Below are 25,610 nucleotides of genomic sequence, written 5' to 3' on the forward strand. Positions count from 1 at the left end.
CGCGCAGAACATTTTCGATTCGGTGCAACGCAACGCAATCGATACTGTCAAGATGCCCTAGCGGCGGTAACTGCAGAGGTCTAGTATGAGCCGCACTCACGTCAGCCAGGAGGTAAACCATGTCGGCCACCAAGAAGCCTGTAAACACTCCGTTGCATTTACTCCAACAACTCTCGGGCAGCCTGCTCGAGCATCTGGAAAACGCTTGCTCCCAAGCCTTGGCTGATGCTGAAAAACTGCTCGCCAAACTGGAAAAGCAACGCGGCAAGGCACAAGAAAAACTGCACAAATCCCGCACCAAATTGCAGGACGCGGCCACTGCCGGTAAAGCCAAGGCGCAGAACAAGGCCAAGGCCGCAGTGAAAGAACTGGAAGACCTGCTCGACGCCTTGAAGGATCGTCAGTCCGACACTCGCAGCTACATTCTGCAACTCAAGCGCGATGCCCAGGAAAGCCTGAAACTGGCCCAGGGTGTGGGTCGCGTTCAAGAAGCCGTGGGTAAAGTGTTGTCCTCGCGCGCAGCCAAACCGGCAGCCGCACCGGCGAAGAAAGCAGCCGCCAAACCTGCTGCTGCAAAAGCTCCAGCGAAAACTGCAGCGGCCAAGCCTGCTGCAAAAGCTGCTGCTAAAACCGCTGCCAAGCCAGTAGCAAAAGCACCGGTGAAAGCCGCTGCAAAACCAGCTGCCAAAGCAACCGCAAAACCTGCAGCGAAGAAACCTGCTGCGGCGAGCGCTGCAAAACCAGCGGCTAAAACCACGGCGGCAAAACCTTCTGCGCGTACTGCCGCTGCCAAGCCAGCTACCCGTGCCGCCGCTGCTAAACCAGCTGCTGCAAAAGCTGCTCCAGTGAAAACCGCCGCAGCCAAACCGGCTGCTAAAACTGCTGCTGCAAAACCAGCTGCCAAGACTGCCGCTAAACCAGCTGCCGCCAAACCTGCTGCAAAAGCACCAGCAAAAGCTGCTGCCAAACCAGCAGCCAAGCCAGCCGCTAAACCGGCCGCTGCTGCCAAACCAGCGACTGCTGCTGCCAAGCCTGTTGCTGCAAAACCAGCTGCAAAACCTGCCGCAAAACCAGCCGTTAAAAAGCCTGCTGCTGCAAAACCAGCTGCCGCTAAACCGGCTACCGCGCCTGCCGCTAAGCCTGCCGCACCGGCAGCGTCGACTGCGCCATCGGCAGTTGCTCCAGCCGCGACTACCTCGACGCCATCGACTGCGCCGTCTCCAGCCGCTGTGTCGAGCACCAGCAACAACCCGACCAGCGCTTCCTAAGTGCCGGTTGCCGCGACGCGCAGCACTTGCAGCGCGTCGCGGTTCGGGCTGGCCGCCGAGCCGGCCAATCCCTCAAGCCAGGTCTTCGCGCCTGCGCCGTTTTGCCCCCACTCCTGCGCAACCCCCTCCAGTCGTGACAACAACGCTCGCTCAGCTTCGAGCTCAAGTGATTTGATCTGCTCGCGCATGCCTTTCAACACCGCATCATCGGTCGCCGGTGCTTTCCATTGCATACGCAGTGCGCGCAGTGGCTGCACCACGTCGATATCCCACGGTTCGGTCAGCGTCTGAAGCTGGCTCAAGCGTTGCTCATCACACGTCACCCCGCGTTGTTCCAGCCATAAACCACACAGCAGCAGGCAGACACTGGCGCCCGCCGTTTGCAGCTGCAGGCAGGCATCTTCCACGCCCGGGCGGGCGTAGGTGGCAAGGGAAAAGCTCCACAGGTCAGAGGACATCGTGCTACTCGCGCCAGTTGTGAGCGAAGCTGGTAGACTCCGCCGCCATTATGATCCGACTTCAGAACCTGACTTTACAGCGTGGCCCGCAACGTCTGCTAGAAGACGCCGAGCTGACCCTGCACGCCGGCCACAAAGCCGGCCTCATCGGTGCCAACGGCGCCGGCAAATCCAGCCTGTTTGCCTTGCTGCGCGGCGAGTTGCACCCGGATTCGGGCGACTGCCTGCTGCCGGCCGACTGGCGTATTGCGCACATGCGCCAGGAGGTCGACACCCTCGAACGCCTGGCGGTCGACTATGTGCTCGATGGCGACCTGCGTCTACGCGAGGTGCAACGTGACCTCGCCGTGGCCGAAGCGGCTCACGACGGCGTCGCCCTGGCCCGTCTGCATTCCGAGCTCGACAGCGCTGACGGCTACACCGCCGATGCACGAGCGCGCAAATTGCTGGCCGGTCTCGGTTTCACCAATGAACAGATGGATCGCCAGGTAGGAGATTTCTCCGGTGGCTGGCGGATGCGTCTGAATCTGGCGCAGGCATTGATGTGCCCGTCGGACCTGTTGTTGCTCGACGAACCGACCAACCACTTGGATCTCGACGCGATCATCTGGCTCGAAGAGTGGCTGAAAAGCTACCCGGGCACCTTGCTGCTGATTTCCCACGACCGTGATTTCCTCGATGAAGTCGTCGATCACGTGGCCCACGTCGATCAACGCAAAATCACTTTGTATCGCGGCGGCTACACCGCGTTCGAACGCGCCCGCGCCGAGCGTCTGGCCCAGCAGCAACAGGCTTACGAGAAGCAACAGGCGCAACGTGCGCACATGGAAAGCTACATCGCCCGCTTCAAGGCGCAAGCGACCAAGGCTCGTCAGGCGCAGAGCCGGATCAAGGCGCTGGAGCGGATGGAAGAGCTGTCGGCGGCCCATGTTGATTCGCCGTTCGATTTCGTCTTTCGCGAGTCGACCAAGATCTCCAGTCCGCTGATCGACCTGTCGGATGCGCGCCTGGGTTACGGCGACAAAACCATCCTGGAGAAGGTCAAGCTGCAACTGACCCCAGGTGCGCGGATCGGCCTGCTCGGCCCGAATGGCGCGGGTAAGTCGACGCTGATCAAGAACCTCGCCGGCGAGCTGTCACCGATCGCCGGGCGCCTGACCCGTGGCGAAAACACCGTGGTCGGTTACTTCGCTCAGCATCAGCTCGATTCCCTGGACGCCAAGGCCAGCCCGTTGCTGCATTTGCAGCGTCTGGCGCCGACCGAGCGTGAGCAGACCCTGCGTGATTTCCTTGGCGGTTTCGACTTCCGTGGTGCGCGCATCGATGAGCCGGTGCTGAATTTCTCCGGTGGTGAAAAGGCGCGTCTGGCCCTGGCGTTGATTGCCTGGGAGCGGCCGAACCTGTTGTTGCTCGACGAACCGACCAACCACCTCGATCTGGAAATGCGCCTGGCGCTGACCATGGCACTGCAGGAATTCAGCGGTGCGGTGCTGGTGGTGTCCCACGATCGGCATTTGCTCAAGAGCACCACCGACAACTTCTACCTGGTCGCTGACGGCAAGGTCGAAGAGTTCGATGGCGACCTCGAAGACTATGCGCGGTGGCTGGTGGAATACCGTCAGCGCAACGCCCCGGTCAGCAACACTCCGGTCAACCCGGACAAGACCGATAAGAAGGCCCAGCGTCAGGCGGCTGCTGCGTTGCGTCAGCAACTGGCCCCGCACAAGCGTGAAGCCGACAAGCTCGAAGCCGAACTGGGCAAGCTCCACGAGAAACTGGCCAAGGTCGACGCCAGCCTCGGCGACAGCGATATCTACGAGCCGGCCCGCAAGAACGAGTTGCGTGATCTGCTCGCTGAACAGGCCAAGTTGAAGGTTCGCGAAGGCGAGCTGGAAGAAGCGTGGATGGAAGCCCTCGAGGTGCTGGAAAGCATGCAGGCGGAGCTGGAGGCGCTGTCCTGATGGAAGCGTTCAAGCTGCCGCTGCCAGCGGAGTGGGTCGAGCCGGTCTGGTTTGGCGTGCAGATTCTGCTGATCCTGCTGGCCGGTTACCTGACCCAGCGCTTCGTTGCCAAAGGCCTGACCCGGTTGGGCGAGCGCTATCCGTTCCCGCCGCAGTTGCTGATGCCGCTGCGTGGCGTGTTGCGCTGGTTGATCATGGGCAGCGCGCTGATCTTTGTTCTGGAGCGTCTCGGTGTTTCGGCCACGGTGTTGTGGACGGCGCTGTCGGGCTTCGTTGCGGTGGCAGCGGTCGCGTTCTTCGCGATGTGGAGTGTGCTGTCGAATTTGCTCTGCGCGATTCTGATCTTCACGGTCGGGCCGTTTCGGCTGGGCGATATCGTTGAGCTGGTGGACACCACGGACAAGCCTGGCGTGAAGGGGCGAGTGGTGGCGATCAATCTGCTCTACACCACGTTGATCGAGGCTGAAGAACTCGGAACGGGCAGCGCCATGGTGCAGGTGCCGAACAGCTTGTTCTTCCAGCGTTCGGTGCGGCGTTGGCGCGGGACGGATGTGTTTCCTGCCAGTGGCTTTGAGAAGTAAGTCTTAAAGCCAGATCAAAAGATCGCAGCCTGCGGCAGCTCCTACAGGGATCGCATTCCAATGTAGGAGCTGCCGCAGGCCGCGATCTTTTGCTTTTAGCCTCAAACCGCATTAGCTTTGACAACTTGTTACGGCATGAGTCGAGGTGTGCGATGGAGCTTCAAACATGGCTGGCGTTTTTTGCCGCCTGCTGGGTGATCAGTCTGTCCCCGGGTGCTGGCGCCATTGCGTCGATGTCCAGCGGTCTGCAATACGGTTTCTGGCGCGGTTACTGGAACGCCCTCGGCCTGCAAATCGGCCTGGCGGCCCAGATTGCGATCGTCGGCGCCGGTGTTGGCGCGATCCTGACGGCTTCGGCCACGGCTTTCCACGCGATCAAATGGTTCGGCGTGGCTTACCTCGTGTACCTGGCCATCAAACAATGGCGCGCGCTGCCCATGGACATGAGCGATGACGCAGCGGTACGGCCGATCGGCAAGCCGCTGGCGCTGGTGTTCCGCGGGTTTCTGGTGAACATCAGCAACCCCAAGGCCTTGGTGTTCATGCTCGCGGTGCTGCCGCAGTTCATCAACCCGCATGCGCCCCTGCTGATTCAGTATGTGGTGATCGGTGTGACGATGATCGTTGTCGACCTTATTGTGATGGCGGGCTACACCGGCCTGGCGTCGAAGGTGCTGCGTCTGTTGCGCACCCCGCAGCAGCAGAAGCGCATGAACCGCACGTTTGCCGGGCTGTTCATTGGCGCGGCGGCGTTTATGGCGACGTTGCGTAAAGCCGCGGCATAAACATCACGGGCACAAAAAAGGCGACCTCGGGAGGTCGCCTTTTTTATTGCCTGTCAGGCTGTGGCGAGGCCAAGAGTCAGCGCAAGATCACTGGCGCAGTATCGCGCGGCAGGTTGTTGCGTTGCGCCGGCTCACGCGGCTGCTCGTAACCGCCGCCACCGAGCTGCATGCTCAGTTGCCCGGCCACGTCTTCCCCCAGCGCTTTCGACACGTCACGCACCACCCGAGGACGGTTCAGCGAGATCTTGATGTCGCGGCCGTTCACCAGTTTGGTGTCCTGCGCTTCGCCCATCGCTGTGAAGGCCGAGGTGATCTCGAAGGTCTTGGTGTTGATCAGGCTGAAATCCGCCACCAGCGTCAGGCCCAGTACCGCCGAATAGCTGTCGGTGTGCGCCAGCTCGTTCATGTCCTGGGTGAAGTCGATGTCTGACACGGTGCCGAACAGCACATAGTCGGCGCCCTTGAAGTTGCCGGCCTTGATGCGCTTGATCACGTCGTAGACGTCACCCTTGGACGACGCAGTGTACGGCGTGCCTTGCACCAGCTGGAACATGCCGGTACGCAGGATTTCACCCTTGATGTCGCCGGTGAATTTGCGCAACTCGCCTTGCTCGATGTAACTGGTGCTCGCTTCGATCTCGTTGTAGCTCGAAGAGCCGCTGGAGCTGTAGTAACCCTCGCGGTGATTGCTCTGGGCCGAAACGATGTGGATGTATTGCTCCACACGTTCCTGATACGCCAGGTCCGTCACCGCGACTTTCGGGGCCGCTTGCGCGCCAAACGCACAAGCCAGGGCCATCATGCCAATCCATGCGCGCATCAATTAACGCTCCGTGGTTTTGCGGATCTCTTTTTCGTCCATCCACTCGGCCAGACCGCTTTCAACGTCGATCAGTTGCAGGCTGAATTTGTAGAAGACGTCCTTGTAATCGCTGCTGCGCTTGACGATCGAGCTGATCGAGCCTTCGATGCGGTACTTGGCGGCAACCATGTTGCCAGTCTTGGCCACAGTGCTCTTCTTGTACAGGCCGCTCTGGTTTTGCAGCTTGAGCTGGTCAACCTGGCTCTGCATGGCGTTGTTGTCGCTGGCGAAGCGAGCAACACCGGTCTTCATCAGCTGAGTCTTGATGCTGGTGGTGATTTCGCGGGTGTCGATGTATTCGCTGGTCTTGTTCTTCACGTCGTAGACCTGAACCACCGGACGGCCCTGCAGGATGCCGGACTGGGCCAGCGAGCGGGTCATCGATTCGGCGATCATCTGCAGGTCGGTGGAACCGAATTCATTGGTCACGGTTTCAACCGCTTTGGTGTCGCCGTAGCTGATGTTCTTGCTGCCCAGGGTCGGCGAAGTGTTGGCGCAGCCGGAGGCCAGCAGGGCGATAACGGCGATGCAGGAAAAGCGTGCAAACATGGGAATGCTCTCTAAAACAGGAATAGGGTGGCGGGCTTACGGCGTCTTGATTTCCAGACGGAAGTCCACGGCTTTCGGGGTCGGGGCGATGCCTTGAATGAAGCTGGTCTGGGCGCCGTACATCATTTGGCTTTTCCACACTTCTTCTTCGGCAATCGGGAAACCTTCCGCGCCGAGCCAGGCGAAGCGGTAGTAGAAAATCTTGTTGCTGTTGAGGGTATTGCTCAACTGCACGTTGACCGTCATGAAGCCGTTTTCGCGGGCGACGCGCATGGCGCCGACGACGATGTGTTTCTGCGGGCCCATGGCCACGACTTTGCTCGCGGCGCTGCCCGGCTCTGGCGGTGGCGGGGTGGCGCAGCCGCTCGCCAGCAAGGCGAGGGCGGCGACGGCGATGAGTTTGAAGCGCATGCAAAGACTCCGTTCTTAAGGTTGTTTGAGGCTGGCGACGTTGGTTGCGCCGGCGCTCGGGATGACGTGAGCGGCGAGACCGGCGGCGAACACCTGGTTGCCCACAGCGCGCAGGCTGATCACTTGGTAACGCTGATCGACGGTGACCTTGACCACCGAACCGCCCACGGCGCTCGGCAGAGTGACTTGGTGCTCGCCTTTCTTCAAGCGCAGACGCACCACTTGGGTGTTGTCCGGCAGGGTGCGCCACGTACGGGTATCGGCACCTTCGAGCACAGCTGAAGAGATGCCGACGGCCAGACCGGCCAGTGGATTGGTTTCGTTGATCTGCTTCTGCGCCACGCCTTTGGTGATCGCCCGCACGGTGGTGCGCAGAATGATCCCCGGCATGTCGTCACGCAGAGCGCGGCGGGACATGGCGGTGGTGCTGTTGAGCGCGGTCAGATCGACCTGCTGGCCATCGACACCGATCTGCGCGAACGGCGCGGTGGAGGTGTCTGGCTTGATGATCGGGAACGACAGCGGCGTGATCACCACGTTGTTGGAGATCGGCAAAGGCAGCGGCACGCGGATCGAGTCGCGCGCTGGTGCCAGACCGCTTTGCACCACGATCAGGATGTCGCTGTCGTCGGACTTGCCCGGTTTGTCGAGGTTGACCAGCGCCTGCTCCAGCAGCGGGGTATTCGGGCGCAACTCGGCGGCCTTGCGGTAGCCCGGTGCAGCCAGATCTTTCTCGCCCAGGGCTTCGTAGACGAAGCCGGCCAGATAGTGACTGAACGCACTCTGGTAGCTGTTTTTCAGACCGACCACTTCCGGGGCATCGAGACTGGCGACCGGATAACCTTGCAGGTCCTTGTACTGGGTCTTGATGCCTTCTTTCTCGGCCTCTTCTTCGCTCTTCAGGTATTCCTTGTCGCGCAGGTCGGCAATCACCGCTTCACGTTCGTGCGTTTTCTTGATGGCGGTGCGTGCGCCGTCGAAATCGTTAACCGCCAGCAGGTTCAGGGCCATCTGCGTGGTCAGCATGACTTTTTCGTAGTCGTAACCTTCGTAGCGACGCACCTTGTCGTTGACCAGGAAACTGCCGAACTGGGCCAGGTACTTGTCGGTGTCGAGCTTGACCGAATCTTCCCACTTGCCCACCACCTGATCGGCGCTGGTCCACGCGTTCTGGCTACCGGACAGGTCGCCCTTGGCGCGCAGCAACTCACCTTTTTCGAAATAATAGAGCAGGTCTTTGTCAGGGCCGGTGTTGTTCTTTTCCAGCAGGGTCAGCGCGGCGTCGACGTTGCCGGAGGCCAGTTGCTGGTTGGTCTGGGCCAATTCGGAGTCGTAGTTGCGAAACGCTGAACAGCCGGACAGCAGAGTGACGGCGCTGAGCGCAATCAGAGTGGGGGCGCGGAATGCCATGGGGGTACTTCTTCCCTGGAGTAACTACAGCCGCGGATGCTGGTCGGGCTGGTGTGACCCATCGACAGTGGCGCTGGCCTCCTGCCAATTCCTCATAACCTGAGGAGCTTTATGCCCGATCGCAATAACGCGGGCGCGGCATTATAAGCAGGCGGTGATGGCTATGTAATAGCTTTTTAATCGCACTCGTTAGTTTGGTGCCATTACTTATTTCAGATCGGATACCACACTGCGAGTCGGCGCTGCGCTGGGCTGGAATGCGCTGCCATTGGCAAATACTCGATCACCCAAAGCACGCAGGCCGATGACCTGGCGGTTCTGGTCGATGCGGACTTTCATCGGTGCAGCGCCGGGAGCGTTGGGCAGGCTGATCAGGTGCTCACCTTTTTTCAGGCGCAGGCGCACGACTTGGGTGAGGTTGGGCAAGGTGCGCCAGGTCCGTGTGTCGGCGTGCTCGAAACCGTCCCAGTGCGTGACGTAGGACGCTTTGCTCGGATCGCGTCGATTGTCCCTGCCCTGAACATCGGCTGCCAGAAATGCCCGATAGGTTGTGCGCTGGATAATGCCCGGCATGTCGTCACGCAGGGTGCGCAAGGACATGTCGGTAATGCTGTTGACCGCAATCAGCTTTTTTTGACGACCATCGATGCTCAGTTGGTTGAATGAAGGCGTCGAGGTGTCGGGCACCATTATGGGGAACGAGATATTGGCGACGATGACCTGACCGTCCGCGAGCTTCACCGGGTAGGGCACGCGCACGGAGCTGCGGGCCGGCGCCAGGCCGCTCTGCACGATGATCAGCACATCGCTTTCGTCTGCCTTCAGGCCTGGGCTGTCGAGATCGCGCAGTGCCTGTTGGAAAAACGCCATGTCCGGACGCAGTTCAATTGCCTGACGATAGCCGGGCGCTGCCAGATCTTTCTCGCCCAGCGCTTCGTAGGTGAAGCCGGCGAGATAGTGACTGAATGCACTTTGGTAACCGTTTTTCAGAGCAATCACCGCAGGCGATTCGAGCATCACCACGGGGTAACCCTGCAGATCCTTGTAATGCACGCGCGCGCCCTGGGCCTTGGCCGCTTCTTCGATACGCTCGTATTCCAGCTCCCGCTGTCGGGCGATCAGCGCTTCGCGCTCGTGGGTTTTCTTGATGTCGGCACGGGCGCCGTCAAAATCATTCATGGCCAGTTGGTTGAGGGCCATTTGCGTGGTCAGCATGACTTTTTCGTAGTCGTAGCCATCGTAGCGGCGCAGCTTGTCATTGATGATGCTGCCCCAGTGATCGCCCATCGCGGCGAGCAGCTTGTCGCCGGTGGTTTCGATCGTGTCCTGGCGCTCGATGATCATCTGCTCGGCGCTGCGCCAGGTTGTCTGGCTCTGCGCAAACTCGCCGCCGGCGCTCAGTACGGTGCCCTTTTCGAAATAGTAGAGCAGGTCTTTTTCCGCGCCCGGATTGTTCGCTTCGATCACGGACAGGGCGCTGTTGATGTTGCCGGCCTTGAACGGGTCGGTGGTCTGTTGCAGTTCCAGGTCGTAATTGCGATATGCACCGCAGCCGCTCAGTTGCACAACGGCGGCGATCAACAGGGGCAAGTGCAAGCGATGGCGCATAAAAGGGGTTCATCCTTGAGCGGGAAATGCGACAGGTCGCGCAGTATAGGGTGCAATAGTGGCTAAGTGATGTGGCGTTTTTTGTAGACCGATGGCTCGCGACATGTGTGGCGTTATGTCGACAAAGCTTGAGGGAAACGCGTTCGAAGTGAACAATATGTAACTTCGCATTTCCATTTGAGAATGACTCATGACTGCCTCGTCCCGTTTTCTGGCCTGGCTGCTGTTCCCGTTGATTGCCCTGAGCAGCTTCAATCTGCTGGCCGATAACGTGGAAGGCGCACCGCAAGCGCTGCACCTGCTCGATTACATCAGCGCCGACTACCCGCCGACGGTAGCGGCGGGCAAGGTTGTCGATGATTCCGAATACCGCGAGCAACTGGAATTCACACGGGCGCTGCAAGGCTTGATCGCCGGCATGCCGGCCAAGCCTGAAAAAGCTGCGCTGGAGCAAGGTGTCAGCGCGTTGCACGCCGCAATCACCGCAAAGCAGGATGGCGCCGAAGTCGCCCGGCAGGCGCGGCAACTTGGCGCGCAACTGGCGGTGGCGTATGAAGTCAGCCAAGCGCCGATCATCACCCCCGACCCCACCCGGGGTGCGCCGCTCTATGCGCAGAATTGCTCGGTGTGCCACGGCGACAGTGGCGCCGGTGACGGCCCGGCGGGCCTCGGCATGACCCCGGCACCGGCCAATCTGCGGGATGCGGCGCGGCTGGATCACCTGAGTCTGTATGCGATCTACAACACCCTCGGTCAGGGCGTTGAAGGCACCGACATGCCAGCGTTTGCCGATCAGCTCGACGATCGGCAGCGCTGGGATCTGGCGACTTACATCGCCGGCTTCAGCGCCGATCCGGCGGCGGCCAAAGCCGACAAGACCTACAACATCGCCGATCTGGCCCGTCAGACCCCGGCCGAAGTGCAGGCCGCCGATGGCCCGCAAGCCGCCGCGACGTTCCGCGCCCAGCGTGCGCAACCGCCGCAGGTCAAGCGTGGCCCGGCGCAACTGCTCGACTACACCGCAGCGACCCTGGACAAGAGCCTCGCGGCCTACCGTGCAGGCGAACACGATCAGGCCTACGACCTGTCGGTGGCGGCTTATCTGGAAGGCTTTGAACTGGTCGAGAGCTCGCTGGATAACGTTGACGCCAATGTGCGCAAGGACACCGAAAAATCCCTGATGGCCTATCGGCAATCGTTGCAGGACGGCTTGCCGGTCGAGCAGGCCGAGCAGCGCCTGGACGCCGCCAAGGCCAAGCTCAAGGAATCCGCCGGGTTGTTAGGCAGCGACGGCTTGAGCTGGTCACTGAGCTACATCTCCGGTCTGCTGATTCTGCTGCGCGAAGGTCTGGAAGCGATTCTGGTGCTGGCAGCGATCCTCGCCTTTCTACGCAACACCGGCCAGCAATCGGCGGTGCGCAGTGTCAACGTCGGTTGGGGCCTGGCACTGTTGGCCGGTCTCGGTACCTGGGCGCTGGCGGCGTACGTCATTGATGTCAGCGGTTCGCAGCGTGAACTGCTGGAAGGCGCGACGGCACTGTTCGCCAGTGTCATGGTCCTGTGGCTGGGCGTATGGATGCATGACCGTCGCCACGCCGCAGCCTGGCAGGATTACATCAAGAGCAGTCTGGTTGGTGGTGGCGGGCGTTTCGGCTTCGCGATTCTGGCGTTCTTCTCGGTGTATCGCGAGCTGTTCGAGGTGATCCTGTTTTACGAAACCCTGTGGTTGCAGGCAGGACCAGCCGGGCATGACGCGGTGCTCGCCGGTGGCGCGACGGCACTGGTGCTGCTGGTCGGTCTGGCGTGGGTGATCCTGCGCGGTTCGGCGAAACTGCCGCTGACGTTGTTCTTCAGCATCAACGCGGCGCTGCTGTGCGCATTGTCGGTAGTGTTCGCCGGGCATGGCGTGAAGGCGTTGCAGGAAGCCGGGATCTTTGGCACGCGGCCGGTGGCGTTCTTTGAATTCGACTGGCTGGGGATTCATGCCGATGCCTATTCGCTGACGGCGCAGGCGGTGGCGATTCTGGCGATTGTGGTGTTGTATGGGCGTAGCTGGGTGGCGGAGAAGCGGCGGGTTTCAGCTGCTTGATTGAGTAACTCCTAAAAGATCGCAGCCTTCGGCAGCTCCCACAGGGACAAGGCATGTCGCAATGTTACGCCGCGACGCGCACCCTGTAGGAGCTGCCGCAGGCTGCGATCTTTTGCTTTTAGAGGTAAAGAACATGCGTGTCTGGATCGATGCCGACGCCTGCCCACGGGCGGCGAAGGATCTGGTGGTGAAGTTCGCCCTCAAGCGCCAGTTCGAAGTGGTGCTGGTGGCCGGGCAGCCGCAGATCAAGCCGGGGCTGGCCATCGTCAAACTGATCGTGGTGCCGAGCGGGCCGGATGCGGCAGACGATTATCTGGTCGAGCACGCGGTGCCGGGTGAACTGGTGATTTGCAGCGATATCCCGCTGGCCGATCGTTTGGTGAAGAAGGGAGTCGCGGCGCTGGATCCGCGCGGCAAGGAATTTGACGCGCAGAACATGGGCGAGCGCCTGGCCGTGCGCAACCTGTTCACTGATCTGCGCGAACAAGGCCAGATGAGCGGCGGCCCGGCGCCGTTCGGGGATCGCGAGAAACAGGCGTTTGCCAATGCGCTGGACCGGATCCTCACCCGACTGACGCGCAAACCTTAAGCCCTACACAAATCCTCTGTGGGAGCGAGCCTGCTCGCGAATGCGTTGTATCAGACAATATAGAGTTGAATGACACACCGCCTTCGCGAGCAGGCTCGCTCCCACCTTTGGTTTTGTACGCAGTTGGAGATCAGGCGTCGTTTTCGTGGGTCAGTTCGAGCACGCGGTCGACCAGTTTGTTAATCCCCGAAGCCGCTTCACTGATGTTCTGCGCCAGCATGTAAGCCGGGGTCGTCACCAGTTTGCGCGCCTTGTCTTCGATGATTTCCGTCACCGCACAGTCTTCGTGAGTGGCGCCCATCTTGTTCATCGCCGTGGCGGTGTCGGCGTCATTGCCGATGGTGCAGGTCACGCCCGGGCCGTAGATCTTCGCCGCCAGCGCCGGAGAAATGCACATCAGGCCGACCGGTTTGCCCGCTTCGGCAAATGCTTCGGCCAGCGCCAGCACTTGCGGCTGCACGCTGCAGCCAGCGCCTTCGACGGCGAAGTTGGACAGGTTTTTCGCCGCCCCGAAACCGCCCGGCACGATCAACGCATCAAAATCGTCGACGTCGGCTTCGCGGATGTCCTTGATGTTGCCGCGGGCGATGCGCGCCGATTCCACCAGAACGTTGCGCGACTCGGGCATTTCTTCGCCGGTCAGGTGATTGATCACGTGCAATTGCGCGATGTTCGGGGCGAAGCACTGCACCTGCGCGCCGCGCTGGTCGAGGCGCAGCAGGGTGATGACGCTTTCGTGGATTTCGGCGCCGTCGTACACGCCACTGCCGGACAGGATCACTGCAACTTTTTTGCTCATGGGTTTCTCTCCAGATTCATGGCGCTAAATGTCCACTAAATTGTCCTGCGTTGCCATAGCCTCAAGAGGTGGCTGCACCTGCAAGGAACGCTTTCTACATGGATCGCAACAACGGCGGGGTGTTCATTATTTGGGGTTGCCTGCTGCGTAACGAGCGCTAGATTTTTGGCGTGAGAACGCCGCTGGAGAACTTGAATGCACCAGAGCAGCGAGGGTAAAAGTGACGTATCTGACTGAAGGGGTCGGCCAGCCCGCTCAATGCCGGCGGGCTGTAGCAAAGCGCCAGCGATTTATTCGGCTGGCGACTTTGGTTCGGCAGGGGACGCTTCGGCTTGATTCAGCAGTGCAGCTTGCGCGGCTTGCTCGTCGGCGTAGATTTTCTTCGCCAGACGCGCATTCTTGAAGCGGCGACGCAGCCACAGGCCAACGCCAAGAATCAGCAGCGCGCCGAGCACCCACAGCTCGTACTTCTTGATGCTGCCGAGCATGCCTTCCAGCACCGCACCGAAGTGGTAAGCCGCAGCGGCCAGTGCAGTCGCCCAGATTGCCGCGCCGATACCGTTGAGCAGCAGATAACGTCCCGGCGGATAGCCCGACAGACCGATCGCCACCGGCATCACCGTGCGCAATCCGTAAACGAAACGGAAACTCAGTACCCAGATGTCCGGGTGCTTGCGAATGTGCTCCAGCGCGCGGTCGCCCATCATCTGCCAGCGCGGTTTGCGCGCGAGCAATTTGCGCCCGTGCTTGCGCCCCAGGAAGTACCACAGCTGATCGCCGGCATAGCTGCCGCAGAACGCCACGACCACCACCAGATTGATGTCCATGTATCCACGGAACGCGAGGAAGCCCGCGAGCACCAGAATGGTTTCGCCTTCGAAGAACGTGCCGAGGAACAAGGCAAAGTAGCCAAAGTCATGCAGAAATTGTTGGAGCATTGTCTGGGTGCTGGCGAAATGAACGCGCAGCCTAACCCTTCGGACACATTCATGAAAGTGTCCAAATGTGTCTCGACGTGAACAATTCCTACACTGAGAATGGAATGCGGCTACGCGTCACAGGTCTCACACAACTGTCATCTGTTCGTCATAATGGCCGTCTATAACTGTCACGCTCGCCCGTTTGCGCGGGCTCAGGAGTCTGCCGTGAGCTTTACCCCTGCCAATCGTCTGTTCCCTGCAACCCGCCTGCGTCGCAATCGTCGTGATGATTTTTCGCGTCGGCTGGTGCGGGAAAATGTGCTGACGGTCGATGACCTGATCCTGCCGGTGTTCGTGCTTGACGGTGAAAACCGCCGCGAAGCCGTGGCCTCGATGCCGGGTGTAGAGCGCTTGACCATCGACCTGCTGCTTGAAGAAGCGGCCAAGTGGGTCGAGCTGGGGATTCCGGCGCTGGCGCTGTTCCCGGTCACTCCGCCCGAATTGAAATCCCTTGACGCTGCTGAAGCCTGGAACCCCGAGGGCATCGCCCAGCGCGCCACCCGCGCGCTGCGTGAGCGTTTCCCGGAACTGGGGGTGATCACCGACGTCGCACTCGATCCGTTCACCACCCACGGCCAGGACGGCATCCTCGACGAAGAAGGCTACGTACAGAACGACATTACCGTCGACGCGCTGGTCCGTCAGGCCCTGTCCCACGCCGAAGCGGGTGCGCAGGTAGTGGCGCCATCGGACATGATGGACGGTCGCATTCAGGCGATCCGTGAAGCGCTGGAGATTGCCGGCCACGTCAACGTGCGGATCATGGCTTATTCGGCCAAGTACGCCAGCGCCTATTACGGCCCGTTCCGCGATGCCGTCGGTTCGGCGTCGAACCTCGGCAAGGCCAACAAGGCTTCCTACCAGATGGACCCGGCCAACAGCGACGAAGCGCTGCACGAAGTCGGCGCCGACTTGTCTGAAGGCGCGGACATGGTCATGGTCAAACCGGGCATGCCGTATCTGGACATTCTTTTCCGGGTAAAAGATGCCTTCAAAGTGCCGACCTTCGTCTATCAGGTTAGCGGCGAATACGCCATGCACATGGCGGCGATCCAGAATGGCTGGTTGAGCGAGGCGGTGATTCTCGAATCTCTGACCGCCTTTAAACGTGCCGGCGCTGATGGCATCCTGACTTACTTTGCTGTCCGCGCCGCTCAATTGTTACGAGAGCAGAAATAGCCCTCCCAGGAACATTCAATGAATACCGAAGGACTCACGGAAGTTGCAGTAAAAGAAGCTCAACCGGTGGTCGAGCAAATCACCGAGACCCCGCCGGAACTGGAGCCTGCGCCACCGGCGCCAGTCGCCGAACCTGTCGCGGCGGCGCCCGTGATTGCGATCCCGGGCCTGGATGACAGCAGCCTGTACATCCACCGTGAGCTTTCGCAACTGCAATTCAACATCCGCGTGCTGGAACAGGCGCTGGACGAGTCCTATCCGTTGCTGGAGCGTTTGAAGTTCCTGCTGATCTTCTCCAGCAACCTCGACGAATTTTTCGAGATCCGCGTCGCCGGCCTGAAGAAGCAAATCACCTTCGCCCGTGAACAGGCTGGTGCTGACGGCTTGCAGCCACATCAAGCACTGGCGCGGATCAGCGAGCTGGTGCACGGTCACGTTGATCGTCAGTACGCGATCCTCAACGACATCCTGTTGCCGGAGCTGGAGAAGCACCAAGTGCGCTTCATCCGTCGCCGCCACTGGACGACCAAGATCAAAACCTGGGTGCGCCGCTATTTCCGCGACGAGATCGCGCCGATCATCACCCCGATCGGCCTCGACCCGACGCACCCGTTCCCGTTGCTGGTGAACAAGAGCCTGAACTTCATCGTTGAACTGGAAGGTATCGATGCCTTTGGACGCGATTCCGGTCTGGCGATCATCCCGGCGCCGCGTCTGCTGCCACGGATCATCAAGGTGCCGGAAGAAGTCGGCGGTCCTGGCGACAACTATGTGTTCCTGTCGTCGATGATTCATGCGCACGCCGATGACCTGTTCCAGGGCATGAAGGTCAAGGGTTGCTACCAGTTCCGTCTGACCCGAAACGCCGACCTGGCACTCGATTCCGAAGACGTCGAAGACCTGGCCCGCGCCCTGCGTGGCGAGTTGTTCTCGCGTCGTTACGGCGATGCGGTACGTCTGGAAGTCGCCGACACTTGCCCGAAACACCTCTCGGACTACCTGCTCAAGCAGTTCAACCTGAGCGAGACCGAGCTGTATCAGGTCAACGGCCCGGTCAACCTGACCCGTCTGTTCAGCATCACCGGTCTGGACAGCCATCCGGAGCTGCAATACACGCCGTTCACTCCGCAGATCCCGAAACTGCTGCAGAACAGCGAAAACATTTTCAGCGTCGTCAGCAAACAGGACATCCTGCTGCTGCACCCGTTCGAGTCGTTCACCCCGGTGGTTGACCTGCTGCGTCAGGCCGCGAAAGACCCGCACGTTCTCGCGGTGCGCCAGACGCTGTACCGCTCCGGCGCCAACTCCGAGATCGTCGATGCGCTGGTGGATGCCGCGCGTAACGGCAAGGAAGTCACCGCGGTCATCGAGCTGCGTGCGCGGTTCGACGAAGAGTCCAACCTGCAACTGGCCAGTCGTCTGCAAGCGGCCGGTGCGGTGGTGATTTACGGTGTGGTCGGCTTCAAGACCCACGCCAAGATGATGCTGATCCTGCGTCGCGAGGCCGGCGAGATCGTGCGTTACGCGCATCTCGGCACGGGTAACTACCACGCCGGTAACGCCCGTCTCTACACCGACTACAGCCTGCTGACGTCCGACGATGCCTTGTGCGAAGACGTCGGCAAACTGTTCAGCCAGTTGATCGGCATGGGTAAAACCCTGCGCATGAAGAAACTGTTACATGCGCCGTTTACCCTGAAGAAGGGCATGCTCGACATGATCGCCCGCGAGACCCAGTTCGCCGTCGAAGGCAAACCGGCGCACATCATTGCCAAGTTCAACTCGCTGACCGATCCGAAGATCATCCGCGCGCTGTACAAGGCCAGCCAGTCAGGCGTGCGCATCGACCTGGTGGTACGTGGCATGTGCTGCCTGCGTCCGGGCATTGCTGGGGTTTCGCACAACATCCATGTGCGTTCGATCATCGGCCGCTTCCTTGAGCACACGCGCGTGTTCTACTTCCTCAATGGCGGCGACGAGCAGATGTTCCTCTCCAGTGCCGACTGGATGGAACGCAACCTCGACAAGCGCGTCGAGACTTGCTTCCCGGTCGAAGGCAAAAAACTGCTGACCCGGGTGAAGAAAGAGCTGGAGCTGTACCTGACCGACAACACCCACAGCTGGAGCCTGCAGTCGGATGGCCGTTACATCCGCAACACGCCAACCGGAAATCAGAATCCGAGAAGTGCGCAGGCGACGTTGCTGGAACGCTTGGGTAGCCCCATCCTTCCGGTAAGCAGCTAAGGCCTTGAAGGTCAAAAGCCCCTCACCCTGGCCCTCTCCCAGAGGGAGAGGGGACTGACCGAGGTGTCTTACGCTATACGCCGACCTGAACTACCGAGTCGAACTCAGGCTTTGAAGCCAACGGAGATCGGCTCCCTCTCCCTCGGGAGAGGGCTGGGGTGAGGGGGAAGGTTCACCTCTGCACTCAAGTCGAACCCAATAAAAAGGCGATCCCAATGGATCGCCTTTTTTGTGCCTGACTCAATAACTCAATGCACCGTAAGCACAATCCCCACCCGCGTCAGCCAATCCGCCTCAAGCCCGAAATCCGCCTGAGTCAGCTGGTTCTCATCCAGCCAATTCTCCGGAAACTCCACATCGAGGTTGTTGCCCTTCGCATGCAGCACCACCTGCGGCATCGCCTGCGTGCCACGAATGTGGTGGAACAGGATCGCAAAGCGCAGTAGCACACAGAGGCGAATCAGCTTGTCGCCGTCGTCACCGAAGTCAGCAAACTTGTCCTTGGGAATGTTGCGGCGATGGCCGCGCACCAGCAGGGCAAGCATTTGCTGGTCTTCGCGGGAGAATCCGGCAAGATCCGAGTGTTCGATCAGGTAAGCGCCGTGTTTGTGGTAGTGATAGTGCGCAATGTCGAGGCCGACTTCGTGCACTTTCGCCGCCCAGCCCAGGAGTTCGCGCCAGATGCCGTCATCCAGCTCCCAATCCACCGCGACCTGATCGAACGCGTGCAAGGCTTTGCGCTCAACCCGCGCCGCTTGTTCGAGGTCAACGTGATAACGCTCCATCAACGAAGTCAGGGTGCGTTCGCGCACGTCTTCATGATGATGACGGCCGAGCAGGTCGTAGAGCACACCTTCGCGCAGCGCGCCGTCGCAGTGATCCATGCGTTGCAGTTCGAGGGCGTCGAAAATCGCTTCGAGAATCGCCAGGCCCGCCGGGAAGATTGTCCGGCGATCAGGCTTGATGCCTTCGAAATCGATCTTGTCGACATCACCGAGCTTGAACAAGCGCCGCTTGAGCCACGCCAGGCCTTCGGCATTCACTTCGCCCGTGCCGTGACCGCCAGCCTTCAGCGCCAGGCCGATGGCACGGATGGTGCCCGAGGAGCCGATGGCTTCATCCCAGGTCAGGCGATGCAGGGCGTGTTCGATGCTCATGATCTCCAGCCGCGCCGCCGTGTACGCCTGGGCGTAACGGGCCGGGGTGATCTTGCCGTCCTTGAAATAGCGCTGGGTGAAGCTGACGCAGCCCATTTGCAGGCTTTCGCGCAGCAGCGGCTCGAAACGCTGACCAATGATGAATTCGGTACTGCCGCCGCCGATGTCGGCGACCAGCCGTTTGCCCGGGGTGTCGGCGAGGGTGTGCGACACGCCCAGATAAATCAGCCGCGCTTCTTCACGGCCGGAGATGACTTCCACCGGGTGGCCGAGGATTTCTTCGGCGCGGTGGATGAACTCGAGGCGGTTGCGCGCTTCACGCAGGGCGTTGGTGCCGACGATGCGTACGGCGCCCAGTGGCATACCGTTGATCAGTTGGGCAAAGCGCTTGAGGCAATCGAGGCCGCGTTGCATCGATTCTTCGTTGAGATGGCGCTCATCGTCGATGCCGGCGGCGAGCTGAACCTTCTCCCCGAGGCGTTCGAGAATGCGGATCTCACCGTTCTGGGCCTTGGCCACGACCATGTGAAAGCTGTTCGAGCCCAGGTCGATTGCGGCGATCAGGGACAGATTCTTGGCTTGGGATTGCGGCATGGTCAGGGGGTCTCGGTCGATAACCTCGACATCGTGCCACGATCAAACGCTGGCGCCAACGCGCACGGTTCAAACCGCCGGAGCGCGCACCCCGAACGTTATCGTTCCCACGCTCTGCGTGGGAATGCCTCACCGGACGCTTTGCGTCCGCTTTTGGGACGCGGAGCGTCCCTGGCTGCGTTCCCACGCGGAGCGTGGGAACGATAAGGATGAGGCAGATTCAGGCTGTCGCTTCCACCGTGCCAATAAAGTTCGCCAGCTCCGCCGTCTGCGGATTGGCAAACAACACCTTCGGATCCCCCACCTCATGCACCTTGCCGTGGTGCATGAACACCAGTTTGTCGCCGACCTCGCGGGCGAAGCGCATTTCATGGGTGACCATGATCAGCGTCATGCCTTCCTTGGCCAGTTGCCGCACGACGCTGAGCACTTCATTGACCAGCTCCGGGTCGAGCGCCGAGGTGATTTCATCGCACAGCAACACTTTTGGCGACATCGCCAGCGCCCGGGCAATCGCCACCCGCTGTTGCTGACCGCCAGACAGCCGATCCGGGAAGGCATCGAATTTTTCCCCGAGACCCACGCGCTCCAACATCTCACGCGCCAGTTCCGCAGCCTTGGCTTTCGGCACTTTCTGCACCACCTGCGGCGCGAGCATGACGTTTTCGCCCACGGTCAGGTGCGGGAACAGGTTGAACTGCTGAAAGACCATGCCGACTTTCTGTCGCAGGCTGCGCAGATCGGCGCGGGCGGCGTCGAGGTATTCGCCGTCGACTTCGATCACGCCGTCGTTGATCGATTCCAGACCATTGAGGGTGCGCAGCAGGGTGGATTTGCCCGAGCCGCTGCGGCCGATGATCGCCACCACCTGGCCTTCCTCGACGCTGAGGTCGATGCCTTTGAGCACGTGGTGATCGCCGTAGTATTTATGCAGGGCGGAAATTCTAAGCAGAGGCATGCAGTCTCCTTTCCAGGTAGCGCGCACTGAGGGACAAGGGGTAGCAGAGCAGGAAGTAACCGAGGGCGACGAGGCCGTAGACCATGAACGGTTCAAACGTGGCGTTGGCGAGCATGCCGCCGGTCTTGGTCAGCTCGGTGAAGCCGATGATCGACGTTACGGCGGTGCCCTTGACCACTTGCACCGAAAAGCCCACGGTCGGCGCCACAGCGATGCGCAGCGCTTGCGGCAGGATCACGTAGCGCAGTTGCTCCAGCGGATTGAGCGCCAGACTCGCCGAGGCCTCCCACTGGCCATTGGAGATCGACTCGACGCAGCCGCGCCAGATCTCCGCCAGATAAGCGCTGGTGAACAAGGTCAGGGCAATCGCTGCCGCCATCCACGGCGAGATTTCGATCCCGGCCAAGGCCACACCGAAGAACACCAGAAACAGCTGCATCAACAGTGGCGTGCCCTGGAACAGCTCGATCCAAGTGCGGGCGATGTTGCTCGACACAGGATTTTTCGAGATGCGCATGATCAGGATCAGCAATCCGACGATCCCGCCGCCAATGAACGCCACCAGCGACAGCGCCAGTGTCCATTGCAGGCCGGTGAGCAGGTTGCGCAGGATGTCCCAGAAGGTGAAATCGCTCATACGCTGCTCCTGCTTCGACTGATATAGCGCCGGCCGATCCAGTTCAGTAACTGGCGAATCAGCAACGCCATGCACAAGTAGATCAGGGTGGTCAGCGCGTAGGTTTCAAAGGCGCGGAAGTTGCGCGACTGAATGAAGTTGGCGGCAAAGCTCAGCTCTTCGGTAGCGATTTGCGAACACACCGCCGAGCCGAGCATGACGATGATGATCTGGCTGCTCAGGGCCGGCCAGACCTTGCCCAGCGCCGGGAGCAGCACCACGTGGCGGAACGCCTCGAAACGGGTCATCGCCAGCGCCGCTGCGGCTTCCAGTTGCCCGCGCGGGATCGCCTGAATGCCGGCGCGGATGATCTCCGTGGAATAGGCCCCGAGGTTGATCACCATCGCCAGCACCGCCGCTTGCCACTCGGAAATCTGCACGCCCAGCGACGGCAAACCGAAGAAGATGAAGAACAACTGCACTAGAAACGGCGTGTTGCGGATCAACTCGACGTAGACGCCGAAGATTGCCGAGAACGGGCGGATATTCCACGCCCGCACCAAAGCCCCGACAACTCCGACACCGACCCCGAGCAGCGCACCGATGGCCGTCAGCTCAAGGGTAAACAGCGCCCCGCGCAGCAACAGGTCGGTGTTTTCCACCACCGGCATGAAATCGAACTGATAAGCCATGAAGGTCTCCCGCGCAGTCGATCAGAGATCGGCCGGCAGCGGCTCTTTCAGCCAGGTCTGCGAGTTCTTTTCCAGGGCGCCGTCAGCCTTGGCGGTGGTCAGGATGTCGTTGACCTTGGCCAGCAGCGCCGCTTCGTTCTTGTTCACGCCGACGTAGACCGGGGAATCCTTGAGTTTCACTTTCAGTGCCGGTACGCGTTTCGGGTTCTTTTCGCTGATCGCGACCATCACCACGTTACCGCTGGCGATCAAGTCAACCTGGCCGGCGAGGTAGGCGGCGATGGTCGAGTTGTTGTCTTCGAAGCGCTTGATGGTCACGCCTTCGGGGGCGACTTTGCTCAGCTCGATGTCTTCGATGGCGCCACGGGTGACGCTGATGGTCTTGCCCTTGAGGTCGTCGAGGCTGGTGATCGCAGCATCTGGCGGGCCGAACACGGCGAGGTAGAACGGTGCATAGGCGCGGGAGAAGTCGATGACTTTTTCGCGCTCGGGGTTTTTGCCGAGGCTGGAAATCACCAGATCGACTTTGCCGGTGGTCAGGAACGGAATGCGGTTGGTGCTGTTCACCGGGGTCAGTTCGAGTTTGACCTTGAGTTGATCGGCCAGCAGTTTCGCTGTGTCGATGTCCAGACCGCGAGGTTTCATGTCCGGGCCGACCGAGCCGAATGGCGGGAAGTCCTGGGGTACGGCGACTTTCAGCGTGCCGCGTTTGACCACGTCGTCCAGACCGTCGGCGTGAGCGGGGGCCTGGCTGAGCAGCAGGCTGGAAAACAGAGCGGCGAGGAGGGCGCTGTAACGCTTGGTCATGGACAATCTCCGGATCGGCGGGAAGTGATTTCTGCGATCGGACAGAGCATGGGCCGTGCCAATACGTGCCTATCGTCCCGGCAGACCGCAGTTTCAGCGGCTTTGTTCGGTCTTACTGGTCTGAACAGTCAGGTTGTTTTTCGCACTGCCATGGCGCACCGGCGTGGTTCGCCGAACCCTGCTGGGGCACGACTTGCCGGACTCGGCGAATAGCTTTACAACTAGCCGCACATTGGCCTGGCGCGTCTGAAAAACCATGAACTCGATTTCCCGTGCGGTACCCGAAGTGGCGCTGCAAGCGATCCGCAAACTGATCACTGAACAGGGTTTCGGTGCGGGCGATGCGTTGCCGTCGCAACGGGATCTGGCGCTCCAGTTGGGCGTCAGTCGGGCGTCGTTGCGGGAGGCGTTGTCCTCGTTGAGTGCGCTGGGTGTGGTCAGCATTCAGCCGGGCAAAGGCGTGTTTGTGCAGTCGCCGGTAGAGTTGCCGCGTGGCGCACAGGCGCCGGGCTGGGCATTTGCGGCCCAAGCCTCGCCGCTGGATATCTTTCAATTGCGCTATGCGCTGGAAGGCTTTGCCGCGGGGCTGGCGGCGGTCACGTTGAGCACGTTCGATCTGGATGCGCTGGAAGACAATGTCGCCGCGATGCGTGAGCAATTGCGCGCCGGTGACTTTGAAGCGGCAGCAAAACTGGACTTCGAATTCCACCGCCGGATCCTGCTGGCCAGCGGTAATCAGGCGATGCTGAGCATCCTCACCGCCAGCGCCGAGATCTTTCTCGAAAGCCAGAAACTACCGTTCATCCGCGCCGAACGCGCCATGGAAACCTGGCAGGAACACCGCAAGATCCTCCGGGCCCTCGCGCGGCGGGCCTCCGGTGCCGCACAAAAAGCCATGCAGGAGCATGTGCGCAACGCCGCCCTGCGTACTGGAATTTCCTTCATTGCCCCCGCCACGGCGTGACTTGAGCTATACCCAAACTCATCGAGTGCCATAGCAAGACTCAATCAACTGCGGCTTCCTGAACAGGGGAAGGGCGGCTATGATGGGCCACGTTTTTTTGCTTACAACCTGGAGAATTCCATGAGCAGCGATCTTATCAAACACGTTAGCGACGCTAGCTTCGAAGCCGACGTACTCAAGGCCGAAGGCGCTGTCCTGGTCGATTACTGGGCTGAATGGTGCGGTCCTTGCAAAATGATCGCTCCGGTTCTGGACGAGATTGCCGAGACTTACAAAGGCAAGCTGACCGTTGCCAAACTGAACATCGACGAAAACCAGGAAACCCCGGCCAAGCACGGCGTACGTGGTATCCCGACCCTGATGCTGTTCAAGAACGGCAACGTTGAAGCGACCAAGGTCGGCGCCCTGTCGAAGTCGCAACTGGCTGCTTTCCTCGACGCCAACATCTAAGCGTCGCGGTAAAGTGCCCGAAAAAAAGCCCCGCAAATTAGCGGGGCTTTTTGCGTATTCAGGGCTAGACGCTCTGAAACTCAGGTGGTACATTCGGCCCCGCACTGGTTTCTCCACTGCCCCCTGCTAGCCGTCGCCGACGCACTCCTTTTCGAATAAGTACGCGATCCTGTCGCCTTCTCTGCGGCGCGGCCTCATTAAGCCAAAAGCTTAATTTCCCCCCCTCCATAAATGATTACGTCATTCCTATATGAATCTGACTGAACTCAAGCAAAAGCCGATTACCGAACTGCTCGAATTGGCCGAACAGATGGGCATAGAAAATATGGCCCGTTCGCGCAAGCAGGACGTGATTTTCTCCCTGCTCAAAAAGCACGCGAAAAGCGGCGAGGAAATCTCCGGTGATGGCGTGCTGGAGATTCTCCAGGACGGCTTCGGCTTCCTGCGCTCCGCTGACGCTTCCTACCTGGCCGGCCCGGACGATATCTACGTCTCGCCAAGCCAGATCCGCCGCTTCAACTTGCGCACCGGTGACACCATCGTTGGCAAGATCCGCCCTCCGAAGGAAGGCGAGCGGTATTTCGCCCTGCTCAAGGTCGACACGATCAACTTCGATCGTCCCGAGAACGCGAAAAACAAGATTCTCTTCGAGAACCTGACCCCGCTGTTCCCGACCGTGCGCATGAAGATGGAAGCCGGTAACGGCTCCACCGAAGACTTGACCGGTCGTGTCATCGACCTGTGCGCCCCGATCGGCAAAGGCCAGCGTGGTCTGATCGTTGCACCGCCGAAAGCCGGTAAAACGATCATGCTGCAGAACATCGCAGCGAACATCGCCCGTAACAACCCTGAAGTTCACCTGATCGTGCTGTTGATCGACGAACGTCCGGAAGAAGTGACCGAAATGCAGCGCACCGTGCGCGGCGAAGTGGTTGCCTCGACTTTCGACGAGCCGCCGACCCGTCACGTGCAGGTTGCCGAAATGGTGATCGAGAAGGCCAAGCGCCTGGTCGAACACAAGAAGGACGTGGTGATCCTGCTCGACTCCATCACCCGTCTGGCCCGTGCCTACAACACCGTGATCCCGAGCTCCGGCAAGGTATTGACCGGTGGTGTCGATGCCCACGCCCTCGAGAAGCCAAAACGCTTCTTTGGTGCTGCGCGTAACATCGAAGAAGGCGGCTCGCTGACCATTATCGCCACCGCGCTGGTTGAAACCGGCTCGAAGATGGACGAAGTGATCTACGAAGAGTTCAAGGGTACCGGCAACATGGAACTGCCTCTGGATCGCAAGATCGCCGAGAAGCGCGTGTTCCCTGCGATCAACATCAACCGCTCCGGTACCCGTCGTGAAGAGTTGCTGACCGCCGACGACGAACTGCAGCGTATGTGGATCCTGCGCAAGCTGCTGCACCCGATGGACGAAGTGGCTGCCATCGAGTTCCTGGTCGACAAGCTGAAAACGACCAAGACCAACGACGAGTTCTTCTTGTCGATGAAGCGCAAGTAATACGCAAGCTGTTAAAAAATAAGCGTCCGAAAGGGCGCTTTTTTTTGCCTTGGATTATTTGTATCTGGATTGAAGTTTGCGCGGCTGAT

24 protein-coding genes are annotated in these 25,610 nt (G+C 60.4%); 11 read left to right on the plus strand and 13 right to left on the minus strand.

Going from position 1 to position 25,610, the window contains the following annotated elements:
* The first annotated feature begins 119 nt into the window (after positions 1-119).
* Entirely contained in the window at positions 120-1,268 is a 1,149-nt protein-coding gene (locus M9827_RS12835; protein WP_250605712.1) for an AlgP family protein, read from the plus strand.
* Here M9827_RS12835 and M9827_RS12840 read toward each other — a convergent pair.
* Positions 1,265-1,726: a TIGR02444 family protein gene (locus M9827_RS12840; RefSeq protein WP_250605713.1), complete on the minus strand. Its 462-nt coding sequence runs from the start codon at positions 1,724-1,726 to the stop codon at positions 1,265-1,267. The genes M9827_RS12835 and M9827_RS12840 overlap by 4 nt on opposite strands.
* Before the next feature lie 50 nt (positions 1,727-1,776).
* On the opposite strand from M9827_RS12840, the gene M9827_RS12845 reads away from it, so the two are divergent.
* From M9827_RS12845 to M9827_RS12855, 3 genes are all read left to right on the plus strand, one after another.
* Positions 1,777-3,687 carry an ATP-binding cassette domain-containing protein gene (locus M9827_RS12845; protein ID WP_250605714.1) on the plus strand — a complete coding sequence of 637 codons (1,911 nt, stop codon included), beginning with the start codon at positions 1,777-1,779 and terminating at the stop codon, positions 3,685-3,687.
* Complete coding sequence (locus M9827_RS12850) at positions 3,687-4,268, plus strand: mechanosensitive ion channel family protein (protein ID WP_250605715.1); 582 nt, start codon at positions 3,687-3,689, stop codon at positions 4,266-4,268. The genes M9827_RS12845 and M9827_RS12850 overlap by 1 nt, the downstream gene beginning before the upstream one ends.
* 152 nt (positions 4,269-4,420) lie before the next feature.
* Positions 4,421-5,053, plus strand: coding sequence for a LysE family transporter (locus M9827_RS12855; protein WP_250605716.1), 633 nt, complete (start codon positions 4,421-4,423; stop codon positions 5,051-5,053).
* Positions 5,054-5,129: 76 nt separating this feature from the next.
* Here the strand turns inward: M9827_RS12855 and M9827_RS12860 are convergent, their stop codons facing one another.
* The 5 genes from M9827_RS12860 to M9827_RS12880 all read right to left on the minus strand — a co-directional run bounded on the left by M9827_RS12860 (position 5,130) and on the right by M9827_RS12880 (position 9,893).
* Positions 5,130-5,873, minus strand: coding sequence for a penicillin-binding protein activator LpoB (locus tag M9827_RS12860; RefSeq protein WP_250605717.1), 744 nt, complete (start codon positions 5,871-5,873; stop codon positions 5,130-5,132).
* Positions 5,874-5,876: 3 nt separating this feature from the next.
* Positions 5,877-6,464, minus strand: a complete 588-nt coding sequence (gene lpoB, locus M9827_RS12865; RefSeq protein ID WP_016772610.1) for a penicillin-binding protein activator LpoB — start codon at positions 6,462-6,464, stop codon at positions 5,877-5,879.
* A 36-nt stretch (positions 6,465-6,500) separates the two neighbouring features.
* Positions 6,501-6,875 carry a YcfL family putative periplasmic lipoprotein gene (locus M9827_RS12870; RefSeq protein WP_007911131.1) on the minus strand — a complete coding sequence of 125 codons (375 nt, stop codon included), beginning with the start codon at positions 6,873-6,875 and terminating at the stop codon, positions 6,501-6,503.
* 15 nt (positions 6,876-6,890) lie between these two features.
* Complete coding sequence (locus M9827_RS12875) at positions 6,891-8,285, minus strand: COG3014 family protein (RefSeq protein ID WP_250605718.1); 1,395 nt, start codon at positions 8,283-8,285, stop codon at positions 6,891-6,893.
* A 207-nt stretch (positions 8,286-8,492) separates the two neighbouring features.
* Positions 8,493-9,893, minus strand: coding sequence for a COG3014 family protein (locus M9827_RS12880; protein WP_250605719.1), 1,401 nt, complete (start codon positions 9,891-9,893; stop codon positions 8,493-8,495).
* Between the two features lie 190 nt (positions 9,894-10,083).
* Between M9827_RS12880 and M9827_RS12885 the strand changes: the two genes are divergently transcribed.
* Both M9827_RS12885 and M9827_RS12890 read left to right on the plus strand, forming a co-directional pair.
* Positions 10,084-11,982, plus strand: a complete 1,899-nt coding sequence (locus M9827_RS12885; RefSeq protein WP_250605720.1) for an FTR1 family protein — start codon at positions 10,084-10,086, stop codon at positions 11,980-11,982.
* Between the two features lie 133 nt (positions 11,983-12,115).
* Complete coding sequence (locus M9827_RS12890) at positions 12,116-12,571, plus strand: YaiI/YqxD family protein (RefSeq protein ID WP_007911138.1); 456 nt, start codon at positions 12,116-12,118, stop codon at positions 12,569-12,571.
* A gap of 130 nt (positions 12,572-12,701) precedes the next feature.
* Here the strand turns inward: M9827_RS12890 and elbB are convergent, their stop codons facing one another.
* Positions 12,702-13,370, minus strand: a complete 669-nt coding sequence (gene elbB, locus M9827_RS12895) for an isoprenoid biosynthesis glyoxalase ElbB (protein WP_250605721.1) — start codon at positions 13,368-13,370, stop codon at positions 12,702-12,704.
* A 290-nt stretch (positions 13,371-13,660) separates the two neighbouring features.
* Positions 13,661-14,308, minus strand: coding sequence for a DedA family protein (locus M9827_RS12900; RefSeq protein ID WP_250605722.1), 648 nt, complete (start codon positions 14,306-14,308; stop codon positions 13,661-13,663).
* 207 nt (positions 14,309-14,515) lie between these two features.
* Here M9827_RS12900 and hemB point away from each other — a divergent pair, with 207 nt between their 5' ends.
* Positions 14,516-15,529, plus strand: a complete 1,014-nt coding sequence (gene hemB, locus M9827_RS12905) for a porphobilinogen synthase (protein WP_008084506.1) — start codon at positions 14,516-14,518, stop codon at positions 15,527-15,529.
* 18 nt (positions 15,530-15,547) lie between these two features.
* Positions 15,548-17,773 (plus strand): polyphosphate kinase 1, encoded by a 2,226-nt coding sequence (ppk1, locus tag M9827_RS12910; protein WP_250605723.1) that lies wholly within the window; start codon positions 15,548-15,550, stop codon positions 17,771-17,773.
* Between the two features lie 248 nt (positions 17,774-18,021).
* Here the strand turns inward: ppk1 and ppx are convergent, their stop codons facing one another.
* The 5 genes from ppx to M9827_RS12935 form a co-directional block, all read right to left on the minus strand.
* Positions 18,022-19,524, minus strand: coding sequence for an exopolyphosphatase (ppx, locus tag M9827_RS12915; RefSeq protein WP_250605724.1), 1,503 nt, complete (start codon positions 19,522-19,524; stop codon positions 18,022-18,024).
* A gap of 220 nt (positions 19,525-19,744) precedes the next feature.
* Positions 19,745-20,482 (minus strand): amino acid ABC transporter ATP-binding protein, encoded by a 738-nt coding sequence (locus M9827_RS12920; protein ID WP_007911148.1) that lies wholly within the window; start codon positions 20,480-20,482, stop codon positions 19,745-19,747.
* Positions 20,469-21,119, minus strand: a complete 651-nt coding sequence (locus tag M9827_RS12925; RefSeq protein ID WP_250605725.1) for an amino acid ABC transporter permease — start codon at positions 21,117-21,119, stop codon at positions 20,469-20,471. Before M9827_RS12925 ends, M9827_RS12920 begins: the two co-directional genes overlap by 14 nt.
* Complete coding sequence (locus M9827_RS12930; RefSeq protein WP_250605726.1) at positions 21,116-21,790, minus strand: amino acid ABC transporter permease; 675 nt, start codon at positions 21,788-21,790, stop codon at positions 21,116-21,118. Before M9827_RS12930 ends, M9827_RS12925 begins: the two co-directional genes overlap by 4 nt.
* A gap of 21 nt (positions 21,791-21,811) precedes the next feature.
* On the minus strand, positions 21,812-22,597 hold the full coding sequence (locus M9827_RS12935; RefSeq protein WP_250605727.1) for a transporter substrate-binding domain-containing protein: 786 nt from the start codon (positions 22,595-22,597) through the stop codon (positions 21,812-21,814).
* A 256-nt stretch (positions 22,598-22,853) separates the two neighbouring features.
* Between M9827_RS12935 and M9827_RS12940 the strand changes: the two genes are divergently transcribed.
* The 3 genes from M9827_RS12940 (at position 22,854) to rho (ending at position 25,521) form a co-directional block, all read left to right on the plus strand.
* Positions 22,854-23,561, plus strand: coding sequence for a FadR/GntR family transcriptional regulator (locus tag M9827_RS12940; RefSeq protein WP_250605728.1), 708 nt, complete (start codon positions 22,854-22,856; stop codon positions 23,559-23,561).
* Between the two features lie 120 nt (positions 23,562-23,681).
* Positions 23,682-24,011 carry a thioredoxin TrxA gene (gene trxA, locus M9827_RS12945; RefSeq protein WP_003206727.1) on the plus strand — a complete coding sequence of 110 codons (330 nt, stop codon included), beginning with the start codon at positions 23,682-23,684 and terminating at the stop codon, positions 24,009-24,011.
* Between the two features lie 250 nt (positions 24,012-24,261).
* On the plus strand, positions 24,262-25,521 hold the full coding sequence (gene rho, locus M9827_RS12950; RefSeq protein ID WP_003229334.1) for a transcription termination factor Rho: 1,260 nt from the start codon (positions 24,262-24,264) through the stop codon (positions 25,519-25,521).
* Positions 25,522-25,610 lie beyond the last annotated feature (89 nt).

This window comes from Pseudomonas sp. AKS31, from assembly GCF_023634765.1.
In the GTDB taxonomy this organism is placed as follows: domain Bacteria; phylum Pseudomonadota; class Gammaproteobacteria; order Pseudomonadales; family Pseudomonadaceae; genus Aquipseudomonas.